The 18,049-nt window shown below is 25.2% G+C and carries 15 protein-coding genes; 7 read left to right on the top strand and 8 right to left on the bottom strand.

The window, feature by feature from the left end; genetic code table 4:
- Positions 1 to 115: 115 nt before the first annotated feature.
- The 4 genes from MMOB_RS00085 to MMOB_RS00070 are packed head-to-tail and all read left to right on the top strand — an operon-like array spanning position 116 to position 5,284.
- The gene (locus MMOB_RS00085; protein ID WP_011264535.1) at positions 116 to 1,732 is read left to right on the top strand and encodes a substrate-binding domain-containing protein; all 1,617 of its coding nucleotides are present in this window, start codon (positions 116 to 118) and stop codon (positions 1,730 to 1,732) included.
- Positions 1,733 to 1,754: 22 nt separating this feature from the next.
- Complete coding sequence (locus tag MMOB_RS00080) at positions 1,755 to 3,320, top strand: sugar ABC transporter ATP-binding protein (protein WP_011264534.1); 1,566 nt, start codon at positions 1,755 to 1,757, stop codon at positions 3,318 to 3,320.
- Complete coding sequence (locus MMOB_RS00075; RefSeq protein WP_041362706.1) at positions 3,301 to 4,608, top strand: sugar ABC transporter permease; 1,308 nt, start codon at positions 3,301 to 3,303, stop codon at positions 4,606 to 4,608. The genes MMOB_RS00080 and MMOB_RS00075 overlap by 20 nt, the downstream gene beginning before the upstream one ends.
- Positions 4,609 to 4,612: 4 nt before the next feature.
- Positions 4,613 to 5,284: a hypothetical protein gene (locus tag MMOB_RS00070; protein ID WP_156768857.1), complete on the top strand. Its 672-nt coding sequence runs from the start codon at positions 4,613 to 4,615 to the stop codon at positions 5,282 to 5,284.
- Positions 5,285 to 5,305: 21 nt separating this feature from the next.
- On the opposite strand, the gene MMOB_RS00065 is transcribed toward MMOB_RS00070, so the two are convergent.
- From MMOB_RS00065 to MMOB_RS00045, 5 genes are all read right to left on the bottom strand, one after another.
- Entirely contained in the window at positions 5,306 to 6,001 is a 696-nt protein-coding gene (locus tag MMOB_RS00065) for a PhoU domain-containing protein (RefSeq protein ID WP_011264531.1), read from the bottom strand.
- A 1-nt stretch (position 6,002) separates the two neighbouring features.
- Positions 6,003 to 6,848, bottom strand: a complete 846-nt coding sequence (pstB, locus tag MMOB_RS00060) for a phosphate ABC transporter ATP-binding protein PstB (RefSeq protein ID WP_011264530.1) — start codon at positions 6,846 to 6,848, stop codon at positions 6,003 to 6,005.
- The gene (pstA, locus tag MMOB_RS00055) at positions 6,841 to 8,868 is read right to left on the bottom strand and encodes a phosphate ABC transporter permease PstA (protein ID WP_011264529.1); all 2,028 of its coding nucleotides are present in this window, start codon (positions 8,866 to 8,868) and stop codon (positions 6,841 to 6,843) included. Before pstA ends, pstB begins: the two co-directional genes overlap by 8 nt.
- Positions 8,869 to 8,873: 5 nt before the next feature.
- Positions 8,874 to 10,091: a PstS family phosphate ABC transporter substrate-binding protein gene (locus MMOB_RS00050; protein WP_011264528.1), complete on the bottom strand. Its 1,218-nt coding sequence runs from the start codon at positions 10,089 to 10,091 to the stop codon at positions 8,874 to 8,876.
- Between the two features lie 61 nt (positions 10,092 to 10,152).
- Positions 10,153 to 11,301 (bottom strand): hypothetical protein, encoded by a 1,149-nt coding sequence (locus MMOB_RS00045; RefSeq protein ID WP_011264527.1) that lies wholly within the window; start codon positions 11,299 to 11,301, stop codon positions 10,153 to 10,155.
- A gap of 141 nt (positions 11,302 to 11,442) precedes the next feature.
- On the opposite strand from MMOB_RS00045, the gene MMOB_RS00040 reads away from it, so the two are divergent.
- The 3 genes from MMOB_RS00040 (at position 11,443) to MMOB_RS00030 (ending at position 14,976) form a co-directional block, all read left to right on the top strand.
- On the top strand, positions 11,443 to 13,125 hold the full coding sequence (locus MMOB_RS00040; protein ID WP_011264526.1) for a hypothetical protein: 1,683 nt from the start codon (positions 11,443 to 11,445) through the stop codon (positions 13,123 to 13,125).
- A gap of 86 nt (positions 13,126 to 13,211) precedes the next feature.
- Positions 13,212 to 14,606 (top strand): glutamate--tRNA ligase, encoded by a 1,395-nt coding sequence (gene gltX / locus MMOB_RS00035; RefSeq protein WP_011264525.1) that lies wholly within the window; start codon positions 13,212 to 13,214, stop codon positions 14,604 to 14,606.
- Positions 14,596 to 14,976 (top strand): DUF1934 domain-containing protein, encoded by a 381-nt coding sequence (locus MMOB_RS00030; RefSeq protein WP_011264524.1) that lies wholly within the window; start codon positions 14,596 to 14,598, stop codon positions 14,974 to 14,976. The genes gltX and MMOB_RS00030 overlap by 11 nt, the downstream gene beginning before the upstream one ends.
- A gap of 19 nt (positions 14,977 to 14,995) precedes the next feature.
- Here the strand turns inward: MMOB_RS00030 and MMOB_RS00025 are convergent, their stop codons facing one another.
- The 3 genes from MMOB_RS00025 to dnaA all read right to left on the bottom strand — a co-directional run bounded on the left by MMOB_RS00025 (position 14,996) and on the right by dnaA (position 17,835).
- Positions 14,996 to 15,202 (bottom strand): RNA-binding S4 domain-containing protein, encoded by a 207-nt coding sequence (locus MMOB_RS00025; protein WP_011264523.1) that lies wholly within the window; start codon positions 15,200 to 15,202, stop codon positions 14,996 to 14,998.
- Complete coding sequence (gene dnaN, locus MMOB_RS00020; RefSeq protein ID WP_011264522.1) at positions 15,202 to 16,311, bottom strand: DNA polymerase III subunit beta; 1,110 nt, start codon at positions 16,309 to 16,311, stop codon at positions 15,202 to 15,204. Before dnaN ends, MMOB_RS00025 begins: the two co-directional genes overlap by 1 nt.
- A gap of 135 nt (positions 16,312 to 16,446) precedes the next feature.
- On the bottom strand, positions 16,447 to 17,835 hold the full coding sequence (gene dnaA / locus MMOB_RS00015) for a chromosomal replication initiator protein DnaA (protein ID WP_011264521.1): 1,389 nt from the start codon (positions 17,833 to 17,835) through the stop codon (positions 16,447 to 16,449).
- Positions 17,836 to 18,049: the final 214 nt, after the last annotated feature.

Here is an 18,049-nt window from a genome sequence, read left to right as displayed (position 1 = left end):
AATTTTTTTAGTTTTTTAATTTATAATACATTTAAGGAGATTTGAAGTTGTTTGTTTAAAACTAGCAATCAGTCCCTAAAAACAAATTTAATTTTAACAAGGAGATTATAAATATATGACAAAATCGAAAAAACTTTTATTAATTGGTGGTGTTGTGGCAATGGGAGCAGTTCCAATTGTTACAGTTGTAGCTTGCGGAACAAATACAGCAGCTGTTGCTAATCAAATTTTACCAGTTGCAGTAACCACAAAAACAGGAACAGTAATTTACAAGGCTGGGCAATCAATTTTTGGTGTTATGGATGGAGCTTCTGCAGATGTAGCAGATGTAAATACATATGTTTCTTCTTTAAGTGATGTACAACGTGCTTCTTTAGTTAGTGTTTTAGATGCATCAAAAACTAAAGCTTCAAATACTGTTACTGCTGCTGATTTTACTATACTTGCAACTTTGCCTGGAACACCTAATGATGTTTCAATTAGGATGGGAGCACCTGTAATTAATGCAAGATTTAATACTGTTGTAAATGTTCCTATTTATTTTTCAAAAGGAACAGTTAGTCAATCAAATAGAAATGAATCTATTGTTGTAGTTGAAATTCCTGGTTTTAAAGCACCTGTAGCCAATTTTAAAAATGGAGCAATAGCAACAGCTTTTGGGGATAACACAAACAAAAGATGAGATGATGCTTTAAAATTTAGTCTTCAAAATACTACTCAATTAGGTTTTACTACTTTTGGAAATAATACAATTAGTCAACCAAATCAAAATACTTTTTTACAAAATCAAATTTCTAACAATAATGTTAAAGGTATTGCTTTAGGGGCTTCAGAATCAGCTGGAGTTGGAGCATCTCTAACATCTGCTGCTACTGCTGGAAAACCTGTTGTTGCTTATGATAGATTAATTTTAAATGATTCATCTTCTTATAATTTTTATACAACTTTTGATAATGTTGGAGTCGGAACTTTACAAGGACTTGCTCTTGCTTCAGGATTAGTTGGTAGAACAACTCCTTTTGCTAACACTAATGAAATGACTACTTTTATTAATAATATGGAAAATAAACCGGTTATTTCAGCAATGCTTTTTGCAGGAGATCCTGCTGACAACAATGCTCAATTATTCTTTAATGGAGCAAAAGCTGTTTTAGATGCATTCAAAACAGCTTATGGAACTAATTTTTCTTACTTAGGAGCTGAAGATTTTAATTCGGTTTCTACTGCAGGTTGAAATGCTACAACAGCTAGAAACAATTATCAAACAAGAATTGATGCTGCTAATGAAACTCAAAGAAATAGTTTGAGAGGAATTTTAGCACCTAATGATAATTTAGCTATTTCAATTATTGGTGGTTTAAGAGCAACAAGACTTGATTTAAGCAAAATTTATGTAACAGGTCAAGATTCAATTGATACTTCTGTTGTTAATATTAAAAATAAGGGTGGTCAGAGCATGACTGTTTTAAAATCAGATTTTGATCTAACTGCTGTTAATTTAACAATTTTAGATTACTTAATCACAAATAATGCTGCTACTAGAGCTTCTAATGCTTGAACTGTTGAACAATTAAAATCTCTAGAAGAATTTGTTTCTGTTCGTAATCCTTTAATTAAATTTAGTATTGATAGAACAAATTTTAAAACATCTTCTGGTAAAGAAATCATTACTTTCTTATTAACTCCAATTACTGTTACAAGTGCAAATGTTAATACTTTATTCACATTTTAATAAGTTTAAAAGAGATTAACAAATGAATAAAAATGATTACATTTTTCAATTTGAAAATGTGACTAAAAAATATCCTGGTGTAATTGCTTTAAATGATGTTAGTTTTAACTTGAAAAAAGCTAAAATTACTAGTATTGTAGGCGAAAATGGGGCTGGTAAATCAACTTTGTTAAAAGTTATTTCTGGTGTTATTCCCTTTAACAAAATAGAAGGCAGAATTATTTACGAAGGTAAAGAAAAACATTACAAAAGTATTAATGATTCAATTTCTGATGGAATTGCAATAATCCATCAAGAACTTTCTATTTCTCCATATTTACCAGTTTATGAAAACATTTTCATTGGAAATTTTAAAACTAAATTTGGGATTTTAAACCAAAATCAAATGATTGTGGAAGCAAAAAAACTTTTAGAAAAGGTTGGCTTACCTAAGATAGATCCTAGAACTCTTGCGATTAATCTATCAGTTGCTCAACAACAATTAGTAGAAATTGCAAAAGCTTTAAGTAAAGAGGTAAAGCTTTTAATTTTAGATGAACCTACTTCTTCTTTAAATGATAAAGATAGTTTTGAACTTCTGAATATTATGAAGAATTTAAAAGAAAAAAGTGGTATTACAAGCGTTTTTGTAAGTCATAAATTAAATGAAGTAGAATATGTTGCAGATGAAATTATTGTAATAAGAGATGGAAAATTTATTTCCCAATATAACAAAGAAACTACTAAAATTTCTGAAGATCAATTAATTAAAGATATTGTTGGAAGACAATTATCTTCCAAATTTCCAGAGAAAAATCTTCAAAGGAAAATTGGAGAAATTGCTTTAGAAGTAAAAAACTTTACTGTTGAACACCCTAAATTAGATGGGTATAATGTTGTACAAGATGCTAGTTTTAATGTTAAAAAAGGTGAAATAATTGGAATTAGTGGTCTTGTAGGATCTGGAAGAAGTGAATTAGCTTTAAGTATTTTTGGAAAACAATATGGAAAAGTACTTTCGGGAGAAATTTTTATTAATGGAAAAAAAATGAATATAAACTCCCCTAAAAAAGCAATTACAAATAAATTAATGTATGCAACCGAAGATAGAAAAGGTACTGGATTAATTCAAATTTTTGATATCAATTTTAATATCAATTTAGCTGCCATGAATTTAAATTCAAAATTTGGATTTTTAAATTTAAATAAAGAAATTAAAAATAGTAATGAATTAAAAAAGGAAATTAAAATCAAAGTTCCAAATATTGATTACAAAGTTGAAACACTAAGTGGTGGAAATCAGCAAAAAGTTGTTATCGCTAAAGCTATAACAACAAAATTTGAAATATTAATTATTGATGAACCTACAAAAGGAATTGATGTTGGGTCTAAATTTGAAATTTATTCTCTACTTCAAGAATTTGCCTTACAAGGGAAAGCAATCGTTATTATTTCTTCAGAAATTGAAGAATTACTTGGAACAACAGATAGAATTTATGTTATGTCCCAAGGAAAAATTAAAGGTCAAATAAAAACTTCTGATGCAACTCAGGAAAAAATAATTCAATTAGGAATTGGAAAGGAAAAAAATGAAACAAAATATGTTTAATAAATTTAAACAAAATATTTCTGATTCTCTAAATATTTTTACAAACAACATTAAAAAAATAAAAAACCATATTTTGAAAATATCCTTTTTTATTTTTATTAACAAATATTTAAAAATAGGATTAAAACATTTTAACAAGTATTCAATGTTTTATATATTAGGGCTGATGGTCTTAGTATTTTCGACAGTTTCAATAGGAAATGGCTTGACTTTTTTTAGTCCGAATCAGTTTGTTAATTTATTAAGAAATAATTCGTATATTTTTATAATTGGTTTACCAATGTTGCTAGTTATTGTAAGTGGAAATATAGATTTAAGTGTTGGGAGGCTTTTAGGATTTTCTAGTGCAATTGCTTTAACACTTTTTAATAATGTAACTGGCGGAAACATATTTCTAACAATTATTCTTACTTTGTTATTAGGAGCAGGGGTTGGTATTATCCAAGGTGTTATGATTGGATACTATAGAATTCCAGCATTCATTATTACTCTGGGGGGGATGCTAATTTTTCAAGGTCTTGAATTAGTTTTAACAAATGGTCAACCTTTAATTGTCGATTTTGATACAAGCTTTGTACAATTTTCTCAAGCTCCTTTTCCTGATTTTAATTTAGGAACTACTCAAAATCCTTTTTGAATTATTTCATTTTTAATTTTATTAGTAATCGGATCTTTACTAGTAGCTTATTCATTTCAAAGAAGATTTAAAGCAAAAAAATATAATTTAGAAGTTGAAAATCTTTTTGTATTTTTGATTAAACAATTATTTGTTATTGGTTTATTCTTTGTTCTGGCTATTTTAACAGCAATGTCAAGAATTGGATTACAATTATTTATGCTTTATATTTTAATTTTAATTATTTTGTTTGTAATTTTAACTAAATATACAAAATTTGGTAGATCTATTTATGCTATTGGTGGGAATAGAAAAGCTGCTGAATTAAGTGGTATTAATGCTAAATTTACAACATTTGCTATTTTTGTGATCATGGGAATTATAACTTCTTTTGCTGGTATTATTTTTGCAGGTAATTTTCAAGCAGCTCAACCAAATGGAACTGCAGGATTTGAACTAAATGTAATTTCTTCAATATTCATTGGTGGAGCTAGTGTTGCTGGGGGAATTGGAACAGTTATTGGATCCATTATGGGGGCATTAATAATCGCTACAATTAATCTTGGTTTAGTTGTAAATCAAGTTGAAGCTGCATTTATTAATATTATTACAGGTATTGTTTTAGCTGCTGCTGTAACTTATGATATTTTCTCCAAACGGAAAATTGGTTAATTTAATGAAATATGATTTAGGAGATTTTCAAGTCCAATTAAATCAAAATAATATATTAGAAAAAATTTACTTTAAAAATACATTGTTATTTAATAAAGTAAATTTTTTTGGTGTTCAAAAATCACTAATTAAAGAAATTTTGTATGAAAAAAATTTAGAATTATTAGATTTAATTGAAATAAATTCAGAGTGAAACATTTTTGAAAAAGCTTCTTTAATTTATAAAAAAAATAAATTTTTAAAAATGGTTATTGTAAAAAATTTGGACAAAATAAAAAATTTTTTAAACTTAGAATTAAATTTTTACTTAAATAAAAATGATCTTATAATTGAACTAAAATATAAAACTCAACAAAGAGTATTTTGGTCTATTGATGTTTCTTTTGAATTGATAAATAATGAAAAAATATATTTTCTAGATAAAAATAATGATCTAATTAAAAGCTCATTTAATTTAAAGTTTTTAAATGAAAATGAAAATACTTTAATTGATATAGAATATGTTTTAAAAATTGATAATTTTTATTTGCAAAGTTCTTATCAAAATGTACTAAAAAAAGACAATATGCTTATTTTTTCACCATTATTACTAGGTAAAAAAACTGATATTTTAAAAGATAACCAAAGTTTAAATACAAATAAAAACTTTTATGTTTTTAGAATAAAAGGAAATTAAAAAACCACTACATGTGGTTTTTTATTTAAGATCTTCGCTTAAATCAATAAGAGCTGTTTTTGTATTAACAAATTTTTCTGATCCAAAAACACCTTTTATTCTTTCGACTGTTGATTCAATTGATTTCAATACTAAAGAAATTGGAAAATACTCAACTTCTGATTCAGAAGATTCATTTTCAAACTTCTTTCAAAGATTTTTAGAAAATTTGTGTTCCGCTTCTTTAAAATCGCTTATAATTTCATCTACTTTTTCCAATTTAGAAATGCTTGATGTTTTATATAAATTAATAAATAAATCAAAAATCTCAAGATATTTAAAAACTATAGGTTTTAGAAGGGATAGATTTTTAATTAAAATTTTTCTCCTTGTAATTGTTTTAGAAATAATAAAAGCATAAGCGGAAGCTCTTTCTAAATCTTTAGCACTTTGAATAATTGAAATAATAAAACGTAAGTGATTTGCTCTTGGACTATCTTTTGAAATTGTTCAAACACACTCATCAATTAGATTTGAATTTAATTCAGCTGCTTGATCCAACCTTCTTAAAATGACATCATTATATTCGATTGAAATAATTTCTTCTTTTTTTGCTTCTTTTTCAAAAATTTCTTTTCACATTTTTGTGTGTATATATTTTACATACTCAAAATATTCAATTTTTAAACGTTTTAACTCTTTTTCTGATTCTAATAAAATATTATAATTTATTGGCATTTTATCCTATCCTTCCATTAATATAATCTCTTGTTCTTTTTAATTGAGGTCTTAAAAAGATCTCTTTGGTTTTATTTGCTTCAACAATTTCCCCAGCATAAAAAAACAACGTATCATCACTAATTCTTTGAGCTTGGGACATTGAGTGGGTAACAATAACAATAGAATATCTATCTTTAAGTTTCAAAATTAATTCTTCAACTTTAGCTGTTGCAATTGGATCGAGTGCAGAAGTGGGTTCATCCATTAATAAAACATGGGGCTCTATTGCAATTGCTCTAGCAATACATAATCTTTGCTGTTGTCCACCACTTAAAGAAGTTCCTAAATCCTTTAAATTATTTTTTACTTCTTCTCATAAAGCTGCTGATTTTAATGCATTTTCAACAATTTTGTCTAAAACTTTTTTATTGTGAATTCCATTAGATCTTGGGCCATAAGCAATATTATCATAAATAGAAATAGGAAATGGTGTAGGTTTTTGAAAAACCATTCCTACTCTTGTCCTTAAAAAAGTAACAGGTAGTTTTTTTGATTTAATGTTTTTACCTTCAAAGAAAATATTTCCATCTGTTAAAACACCTTCAATCGTGTCATTCATTCGATTTAATTCTCTTAAAAAAGTACTTTTTCCACATCCAGAAGGTCCAATCAAAGCTGTCACATGATTTTTTGCAATGTTTGCACTAACATTTTTTAAAGCTTGTTTTTCACCTTTTTTATATCAAAGAGATAAATTTTCAATTTTAAAAACAACATTTTCTTCTAGTGAATTTAATTTTTCCTTAAATTCAATTTTTCTTTCAATTTTTTTATTATCTTGTTTATTTTTAAAAAACTTAAACATTATACCCCTCCTGTTTTAATTTATTTTTTCTAACAAAACTTCTAATGTTTTTAAATTTAGTACTAATTCAATTCTGAATAGTAATTCGGTTTGGAATAATAATATAACCTAATCATACTAAAAAAGTAACTAAAATCATTGTGATCATTGCTGCTTGGAATTGAATTCCAACAGCATTTGGTGAGGCTGAAAATAGTTGAGCATAAATATGGGTTGTTAAAGTTGTTCCAGGACGATCTAAAGTAGTTGATATAGAGCTTGAAAGCCCGGCTGTTAAATATAAAGGGGCTGTTTCTGATAGAATTCTTCCAATGGAAGAAATAATGGCTGTAATTATTGCTACAAAAGCAATTGGTAAAACTAATTTTCTAATTGTTTCTCATTTAGTATTTCCTAATGCAAAAGAATTTAATCTTATTTCAAGAGGAACATTTTTTAAAGCTTGTTCTAATTGTCTTGTAAAAGATGGAATAATAACAATCATTAAAGTAAATGCTCCTGCAATTAAACTATTGCCTGCTGTTCCTGAAGAAGTTATTCCCACTGTTTGAATAAAAAATAAAAGTCCAAAGAGTCCAAACAAAATCGAAGGTGTTGCACCTAAAGAATCTAAAAAGAAAAGAATTGTCTTTTTTACAAAACCTTCATTTGCGTATTCGTTTATATAAATGGCAATTAATAAAGCAATTGGAAAGGCAATAACTAAACAAGTAATAATAACTAATAAAGTATTTAAAAAAGATTGGAAAATAGTATTTTTGCCATATGTAAATAAAGAAAGGGCATTTTGAGAATTGCTTACAGAAAAAGCAAGTCCTTTGATTAAAACATCTCCAACAATTCAAAGTATAAAAGCTGCACAAATTAGAGTTGAAACTATTTCCCAAAAAAGTTTGTAAAAATGATAAACATCTTTAAACTTATAGTTAAAATTTCGATCATTAATATAATTTGAAATATTCTCAGTAGTTATTGAATTTATCACATATTTAGAAGGAAAAAGTATTCTCTCAAATAAAATTTTTAATTGTGTCGGAATAAAGAGAACAAAGTCACTAATATTTTTTTCAAATTTAAAATATTTTTTTGAATTTTGTTGTTTTTTTCTCTTTGTAAAAGCAAGAATCATTAAATTCAAAATCATCGAAAAAAATAACATCATTAATCCAAAAGCATAAAGCAAAGGCCTTATTCTTTCTGGATCACCATCTGCAAACATTGAAACTGAAATATAAGCACCGATTGTTTGACTTCCTGAATCTAGAACACCAAAAAGTCCATTTGAAAAAAGTGAATTAGATGGGGATGATTGCAAAATCATTGAGATTGCCATCGATTCTCCAATTGCTCTAGCTAGAGCAATAATTACTGCTACAACAATTCCTTGCCTTGCTGCTTTTTTTGCAATTTTGTAAATTGCTCTAGTTTTTGAATTTCCTAAAGCTAAAGGATTGGAAATTAAATTTGGATCTAATGAATTTAATGAACCTAAAGTCAATGCAACAATTGTTGGAATTACCATAAAAGAGAGCATAATAGAGCCATTAAAAATACTATTAGGTTGAATTCCAAAAGCACCTTGAAATAAAATCCCTAGAGATTGTGAAGCAAAAAGCCCAAAAATTACTGAAGGAATTCCTGCTAAAATTTGAAAAATAATCAAGACATATTTTCTTATTTTTGGACTTCTAATTCTAAATTTCGTAAAAACTGCTACTTTAATCCCTAAAGGCACAGCTACAAGCAAAGCAATTACCGAAGTAATGATTGTAGTAAAAAAAGGAAGCCAAAATGAATATTGTCCTAAAGAAGGATTAAAATCAAAAGTAAATAAAATATTTTGAATTCCAAAATTAGTAAAACCAATAATAGCAAAAGATAAAATATAAATAACTAAGGCTATAAATAAAATACCTACAAAAGCAGAAACAACTAAAGATAAAGTTTTAATATTAAAATCCTGAGATTTTTTGCTTTTTATTTTTATTTCTTTTGAACGATTATTTTTGAATAAACTCATTATCTTTAAGCTTCTGGATTAGCTCCACTCCTTTGTAAAATTGCATCGCTTGCTTTTCAAAATTGATTAATTCTTTCTTGTTCATCTATTCCTTGTGACATTGAAAGAATTTGGCTTCTAGACAAAATGATAAAACCTTGTTCTTTAATTATTTTTTCTTGAGGAGTGTCATTTACTCCAGGGGTATTATTTAAATCTAAAATTCAGCTAATAAAATCTAATTGTGGAATTGAAGAGCCAATAGGTAGCATCAAATTAAAAGGCCTGAATCAGCCATAAGTTTTTGAAACTGTTTCTGCAGTTGGGAGTACACCGGGATCATAAGAAGCTACTTTAAAACCTGCTTTTTCAATTTCTTCTATATTATTATTAACAAAACCTGCTGATAAATAAATCATAGAACCAATTTTTCCATTTCTTGCAATTGATCATGCTTGTGAGTTCGCCTCAGCTGTTTGCCTTACATTATTTCCGACATATGCACCTGTTTCTAAAGCGTTTTTAATCAAATTTTGATCAGTTTTTCCTAATGATTTAAAAAAATTTGTATCTTCTCAATTCCTGTTTGAAGATCTTTCAAAAGCTTCTGCTGTTCCTGAAACATTTGCTCCTCCAGCTCTTGGATAAGGAATAATTAAATTATTATCACTCAAACCATCTAAATCTGAAAGTTTTAAAGGAATCACTCCAGAAAAAGCAGCAAAAATTTTTGCTACATTTTCAGCCGTTAAAACTAATTCTTCTTTGGAACCCATATTAGCTGGGCGATATAAAATTGCAATTCCATCTCAAGCAATAGTAACTGTTTTAATATTTTTCTCTCTTCAAGCAGCTGCATCTCTAGTTATAGAAATTTTTTGTCTATCTAAAGAGTTTCTTTCTTCTAAAGAAAGAGAAGAATTTGCTAATTGAAGATCAATATTAGCAATTCTACGGCTTAAATCTTCATCATTTAAACTAACACCTGGTGTTCTTGAAGCCATCCCAATATTTCTTGAACCATCAATTGCTGCCCTAATTCCGGCTCCTGAACCACCACTTTGAGTCACAATATCTGCTTTAGTAAAAATATTGCTTAATTCTGTTACCAAAGGTAAAACAGATGCTGAACCCCCAATAGATACTACATTAATTGAATTAAAAGAAGTTGAAAATCCAATTAAAGTTCCAAGTGCCGTTATTGCACCTGTACTTGCTAAAATAATCTTTGTTAATTTTTTCATATTTTAGTTTAATTATACTACACAAATTACATCTAAAATAATTACTTTTATTCTATTTTTCTTATTGAGAAAAGCCATTATCAAAAGTAAAAGTAAAAATTAATTTAGGATTATTTGTACTTAAAGAACTTATTCCAACACTTGAGAAAATATTTTTTGTTGAGTTGTTTACAACAAAATATAAAGCCGGGATTTTTGGAGAAAAAACTTCAACATCATCTTTAAAAAATTTTTCAACAAAAAGACCTAAAAGAGGAAAATCTCTACCTGTTAAATATCAATTATTTTCTTCTGACTTTAAATAATTGACTGCAAAATTATTATGCTTTACCGAGTTTTTGTTGATATTTACATATGCTGTATTATTTATTATAATTACAGTTGCCGTATCAGTTAATTCCATTTTAGATTGCAAAAATCAAATAGCTTCCACTGTCAATAATCCATTTTCAATAGGTAAATTATTCAAATCAAAATTAAAAATTTCATTAGGATTTGGATTTGGATTTGGTCTTATTGTATTTATTCTAACAATTTGTGCAAGATTTAAAAAAGTTGAGTTGTAAGCAAAAGTAATTGTTAGAGCAAAAATAGAAATAAATGATAAAAAAATACTTGAAAAAAAATTTATTTTTTTGAATTTAATTTCTTTAAATGTAAAAGTAAATTTTTCGCCTCACAAATTAGGTAAATTTTTATTTAGAATTTTAACTAAATTAGGAGCTACTACAATACAAAATAAAAAATTAGAAAAACCTTCAATTAAATTAATTGGGAATGCACTTATGATATTTGAAAATGCAAAAGCTTGGCCAAATCAGATTAAATCACTTAAATAAAATCAAAAAATCAAACTAAATCCTTGTAAAAAAGCAAATGAAGCTAAAACATACTTGTTTTTAAACCATTTTTTGAAAACTCTTCCAATAGTTACATTTGTTATAAAAATTGGCCAATACATTAATCATCATGCTCCAAAACCATAAAATATCACAACAAGAATATTGAAAATAAAAACAATTATTAAAGATTCTTTATAAGGCATAAAAATTGCATAAATAAGAAATAAAGATGTTACAAATTCAATTCCAGGAACAAAACCAAAAGCTAATTTGGTGGCAAATAAAATAGCACAAAGTAAAGCCATAACAGTGACTTTTCTTGTTGAGATTTTTGTTGTATTTGCATTCCAACCATTATTTTCAAGCATGAAATTATGTTAACTTATTTTCTTAAAATTTTAAAATATTGAAAATTTTTTGTTATCATAAACTTCCCCCAAATTTAAAATGTTATTAACAATTTATTAACATTTTAGTTACAAAAAATAAATAAAGAATGGAAAAAAATCATGAAATTAAGAAAAAAACTTTTATTCTCAGCAGAATTAGCAACAATAGGATTAATTCCTATAACAGTTGTTTCTTGCTCTATTTCAAATCCAACTAAACCGGTTGATCCTGTTACTCCTCCAGTTGATCCTGTTAAACCCAATATTATTTCAACTCTAGAAGAGGTTAATTTAGCTATTAAAAATAATAATTTTAGTTTAATAAAAAATAACATAACAAATGAATTTAACAATCTTTTACCAAGTCAAATTAATATTGATAATTTCTTTAAAAATATTAATTTTGAAAATGACAAAAATATTACAAAAGATAGTTTTGATAATTTTGAATTTATTCATGATGATTTAAATGGAAAATTAGAAGTAATTTTTGAAAAAAATGAAATCCAAAGTGATAAATTGATACTTTTAGGATTTAAAACAGAAAAATTAAATCAAATGTTTGAAATTAAAACATCTTCAGATCAATTTGTTTTAACTAATGAATTTTACTCAGGTAGAATCAATGTTGAAGGAAATCCAAGATTTAAAACTCTGGAAACAACAGATAATAATAAATCAATCATGATGGGTAAGGGTGATGCTTTAGTTTTAGTTTTTGATAATGTTGAAGATACTGAAGAAAGTATGAAAACATTTATTCAAAACTTATTTTTTACCGATACTGCAATTGCAAGCGGAGTAATTAAAAAACAAGAAGAAATGAATCCAAATAATTTTATAGGAAGACGTATAAGGTTTAACACTAATTCTTTAAGTACTTCTTATTATGGTTCTCAACATAATAGATCTCTTCCTGGAAAGAGTATTCAAGAATCTTTTAAAGAAATAGAGAACACTTTTAGTAGTCCTGAAATCTTTGCTGAAATAATTAAACAATGAGGTTATGTAAAAAATGAAGATGGTTCTTTTTCAAAAGATCCTTCTATTAGAAATCCATTGAATGAACATTTTCATCCAAGTGAATTAATAAATAAAGATACATGAAAAATTAATCAAGTCTCACAAAATGCTTTTAGTTTTACTTTTAATAGCAATATTACTTCAATAACATTTGCTGATATCGCTAGAAAAGATGGTGAAAAAAGTTTTACACGAATGACGCCTAGATTATCACTAGGAAAACCTATTGAATGAAATGCATATTTGAGAAATGGGAATGCACAAGTTTTGGGACAAAAAATAAATTCATTTGTTAATTTAGATACTTTAGGTCAAAATGTAACTGATTATTTGAATGATGAACTTCAAAGTTTTAATGACATTATTTTTAACAATTTAAAAATAATTAGCAATGCAAGTAGTCCTGTTATTTTGGATGAAAAATCAATGAATTTTATTAAAAATTATTTAGATGAAGGACAAAGTGCTCTTGTTATAACTATTAATAATGAAATTTACATAAGAGTAAAAACTATTAGTGAAAATAAAGCAATAACAACTTTTAAAAACACTTTTCTTCCTACTGGAGAAAAATCAAAATACACATGATATTTTAATGGTAGTGTACATGCAACACTTGGATTATTTATAAATCTCTTTACAAATAATGAAATGGAAACTAAACCTGGAAATAGAGAATTTTTTAAAATTTTAGTTGATAATGAAGCGGCTAATCTTGGAATTTCTAGTTTAGGTTTAAATTCAAAGCAAATTATTTCTATAACTTTTGATAATTTTTAGATTTGAAAGTAAATTAATAATTTGTGATTTTTAAAAATAAATTTTATATAAAAAATATTAATTGATATTAATATAGAATTTAATATATGAAAAAAACAAGAATTAGAACAAGATACGCTCCAAGTCCCACAGGATATTTACATATCGGAGGAGCTAGAACAGCATTATTTAATTATTTATTTGCAAAGCATTTTAATGGTGATTTTATCGTTAGAATTGAAGACACTGATATTGCAAGAAATGTTGCAGGAGGTGAAGAGTCTCAATTAGATAATTTAGAATGATTACAAATTTATCCGGATGAATCTCCAAAAAATCCTAATGAAAAATATGGTAAATATCGTCAAAGTGAAAAATTAGATAGATATAATGAAATTGTTGAAATACTTCTAAAAAAAGGCTTAGCTTATAAAGCTTATGATACAACATATGAATTAGAAAAACAGCGAGCCGAACAAATTGCAAAGGGGATTTTTAGTTTTAGATATGATCGAAACTGATTAAAAATATCAGATGAAGAAATTAAAAAACGAGAAGTTGAACAAACTTATTCTATTAGAATTGCTCTACCAAAAAATCACGATTATGAATGAAATGATTTAGTAAGAGGGCTTATAAAGGTAAATAGTGAAGATATTGGAGATTGAGTAATTATTAAAAGTGATAAATACCCAACTTATAATTTTGCTGTTGTAGTTGATGATTTTGATATGCAAATTTCTCATGTTTTAAGAGGTGAAGAACATATTACAAATACCCCAAAACAATTAGCTGTTTATGAAGCTATGGGATGAGATAAACCTGTTTTTGGACATCTAACTTTAATTACAAATTCAAAAGGCGTAAAATTATCTAAAAGAGATGATTCAGTAAAACAATTTATTTCTAATTATAAAGAAGATGGCTATGTATCTTGAGCTATTTCCAATTATTTAGCACTTTTAGGGTGAACTTCTAAAGATACTAAAGAAATTATGACTAAAGAAGAATTAATTGAAAAATTTGATCCTGAGCGACTTTCTGCTTCTCCTTCAAAATTCGATATGAAAAAAATGAATTGATATGGAAAACATTACTTACAAGAAATAAATAAAAATGAAATTTTTGAATATTTAGAAAGTCTAAAAGATAAAAAATGACTTGATTTATTTATTGAAACTTTTTTACCAAATGCATTTAGTTTATCTGAATTAAAAAGAGAATTGAAAGAATATGAAAATCCAATGATTGAAAAACCTGAAATCGAAATAAATGATGTTGTAAAAAAATTTAAACAAAATTTAAACTTTGAAAATTTCAGCGTAGATTCAATTCAAAAGGCAATTGATAAAACAGGTACTGATTTGAATGTAAATGGTAAAAAATTATTTTTACCCATTAGATTAGCAACAACTTTTAATGAGCATGGACCTGAACTTGCAAAAGCTATTTATTTATACGGAAAAGAAATAATTCAAAAAAGATTAGGAAATGTTAATTAGTTTTAAAAGTATTGCAAGGCAAAATGAAAATGAAAATGTTATTGAATTTTCATCTCAAGTTGAATTTGAAAATGAAAATGATTTTTTTTCTTATCGTTTTGACGAACCAAGCAACAAAATAGCAAATTTAATAGAAATTAAAAAAGATGGGACTCTTGTGAGAATTTTCGCAGGACAAACTTCATTAGAATTAGAATTAAATAAAGATATTGAAATAATTTATAAAATAGATAAATCTCAAATTTTTTTACTGACTCACATGAATAAAATAGAAATAAAATCTGAAAATGACATTAACTTTAAATATTTTTTAAAAGATTTTTCCAAAAATTTAATTGGAGAGTTTGAAATATTTTTGAAAATAATATAAAAAGCACTTTTAGTGCTTTTTATATTATTTGATACTTTTTGTTATTAATTTCAACAATATCATTTTTATAAATTTTTTTATTTCTTTCAAAAATTCTTTTACCATTTAAATTAACATTATTTTCAATAATAAAGTTTTTGCTTTCTCCACCTGTTGAAATGAGAGAAGATATTTTTAAAAATTGCGATAATGTAATAAAATCATCTTTAATTTCAATTTTAAGCATTAATTTATCCTTAGTGGTGAAATTAGTTGTAAATTATTAAAAGAGTCTTTATCTTTAATTAAAACAGGTTTTTCACTTGAATTCATTAAAATTTCAATATTATTTTCAAAAACATTTATTGCTTCTTTTATAAATCTTGAATTTAAACGAATTTTAATTGGTGTTCCTTCAAAAGTAAAACTATCATTTTTTAAAACAAGTTTTGTTGCACCTACTTCTTTTCTTTGGGAAGTAAAAATTATTTCTTCATTTGAAATACTAACATCTATTGCACTATATCTTTCATTTAAAACAACCATTGCTTTATTTAAATAATTATTCAAAACTCTTTTCTCAATATAAAGTTTTTTCTCAAAATTTTTAGGAATTATTTTTGTTACATCAATATAAGGCATATTTATAAGTTTTGCTTGGAAAATTGTATTTTCATCAATTATATTAATTTTATATTCATCAATTAATAATTCAACTTTTTCTGAATTTAAATTAGAAAAGAGATCGCGAAGATTTTTTGCTGTGATTGTAATATTGAAATCTCCATTTGTTAAAGTAGAACTCGATTCTTGTGCTAATCTGAAGGAATCTGTAGCGGTTGCTATTATTTTATTTAAATTCAAATTAAAATTCACTCCACTTAAAACTAAATTATTTGTTTCGGATGAACTAGAAGCAAAAGAAACATTTTTTATTACATCCCTAATAAATGAAGAATTGATAACTACTTTTTTATGATCGATTAAATTAAAATCAATTTTTGGATAATTTTCACTTTCTAAACAATTTATTGTATAAATATTTCCTTCATTTTCCAAATAAAGTATCAAACCTTCATTCCTTATAAAAACCTCACCATCTATTTTTTTTATAATATTTCTAAAAAGCGAAGAAGGAATAAGTAAAATACCAGGTTCTATTATTTTAAAATTTTCATTAGAAACTATTTTATGTTTTATAGAAACATCTCCATTAGATGAAATAATAGTTGTTGTAGATTCATTTACATCAAAATACAAACCTAAAAGAGCAGGAAATGGATTAGTAGAATCGATAGTTGGATTAAATATATCTAAGATTTTCTCAAGTGTTCTTCTATTTGATTTAATTTTCATATATTATCCTTATTGTTTTTTTATAAATTATATTTTAATATTTATTAATTATTATTATTAGTAGTGTAATTATGTAAATAAGTCATTTAAGGTAGACAGAATAAAGGTTTTTAAAATTTTATCTATGTAAATTGGTTATTCAAAATTGTTTATTTTGTTTTCAATTTCACCTAAAATATTTTTAAGATTAGCATCGTTTATAAGTTTTTGATTTATTCTATTAATTGACGTAATAACAGCACTATGAGTTCTATTATTGAAAATTTCACCAATTTTTTCAAAAGTTAATTCTAAAACATTTCTTATTAATCACATTGTAATATCCCTAGCAAGTACAATATTAGGAATTCTACTTTTGGAAATAAGATCACTTTTTGATATTTTATAATATTTTGTAACAATAGAAATTATCTTATCTTCATTTATATTGTTTTTATCAAGTTTTAAGTCACTGAAAATATTTTTCAAAACCAAATATGAATACGGGGTATTTTTAGCGAAGTCATTTGAATAGAATTTTACTTTATTTAGTGCCCCTATTAAATCCCTTATTGAATTAGAGTGATTTTTAGCAACAAATTCATAAGATTCTTCTTCTCATTTATCGGGATTTAGTTTTTCTTTAATAACTAAAAATTTTAAAATTGTTTTTAAATCATTTATAGAAGCTTTTTTCATCCCTAAAGTTAATCCGCTTTTGAATCTTGTTATGAATCTTTGTTCAAATCCTCCTAATTCATCAGGTTTTTTATCAGAACAAATAACAATTTGTTTTTGTTGTTCTAAACTATTGTTTATTATGTCAAAAACTATTTTTAAAATAACTTCTTTATTTTTATAATTTTGCACATCATCGAAAAGTAAAACATCTGCATTTTTATAGAAAGATTTTAAATTTTCTAATTCTTCATTATTTCCTTTTTGCATTAAAAAAACCATTTTTTGTGTAATTAAATCAGGATTTATATAAACAACACTTTTATTAGATTCTTTTAAAATTTCGTTTCCAAGCGCATGGAGTAAATGAGTTTTACCCAAACCTGAATTAGAGTGAATGAAAATTGGATTAAAGATAATTTCTTCTTGTTTATAAACATTTTTAATTGCTCTTAAAACATCTTTATTAAAATCACACTCAACCAAATTCTCAAATGTAAATTTTTTATTAATAAAATTTTCAAAATTAGTTTTTTTATTAATAATTTTGTCTATTTTGTTTATATCATCACTATCAAAATTAGTTTTTTTATCTTGTTTAGTAAGATAAATAACATTTAAATCTCTTAAAAAGATTTGTTTTATCCCATCTTTTATTATATAAAAATAATTTTCCTTTATAAAATTTGTAATTTTTTCATTTCCAAATTTTATAAAAACTTCATTATCGTTTACTTTTTCAATTTCTAAATTAGAAAAAAAATTTTTCATCAACATTTCGTCATTAATTGCTGAGTCAATATAATCAATTAAATTCTTGGTTTTTAGGTAATAATCATATTTATTATCAAAGATTTCTTTTTTCATGGAATCATTATAATTAATTTAAGATTTAAATTGTTCTAATTTTTTTAATTTACAATGAATTTACATTTTATTAACATTTTTATAAACATATTTATGAATTTATGTAAAGTTACAAATAAGAATTAAAGTTCATCTTTATTTTTAAGTAAAAAACACTTAAAATTTTAAGTGTTTTTAAAATTTGTATTCAAAAAATATTAAAACTTTACTGTTT

Origin of the sequence: Mycoplasma mobile 163K, from assembly GCF_000008365.1 — a bacterium.
Taxonomy (GTDB): Bacteria; Bacillota_I; Bacilli_A; order Mycoplasmatales; family Metamycoplasmataceae; genus Mycoplasma_J; species Mycoplasma_J mobile.
This window is presented reverse-complemented; position numbering and strand designations above follow the sequence as displayed.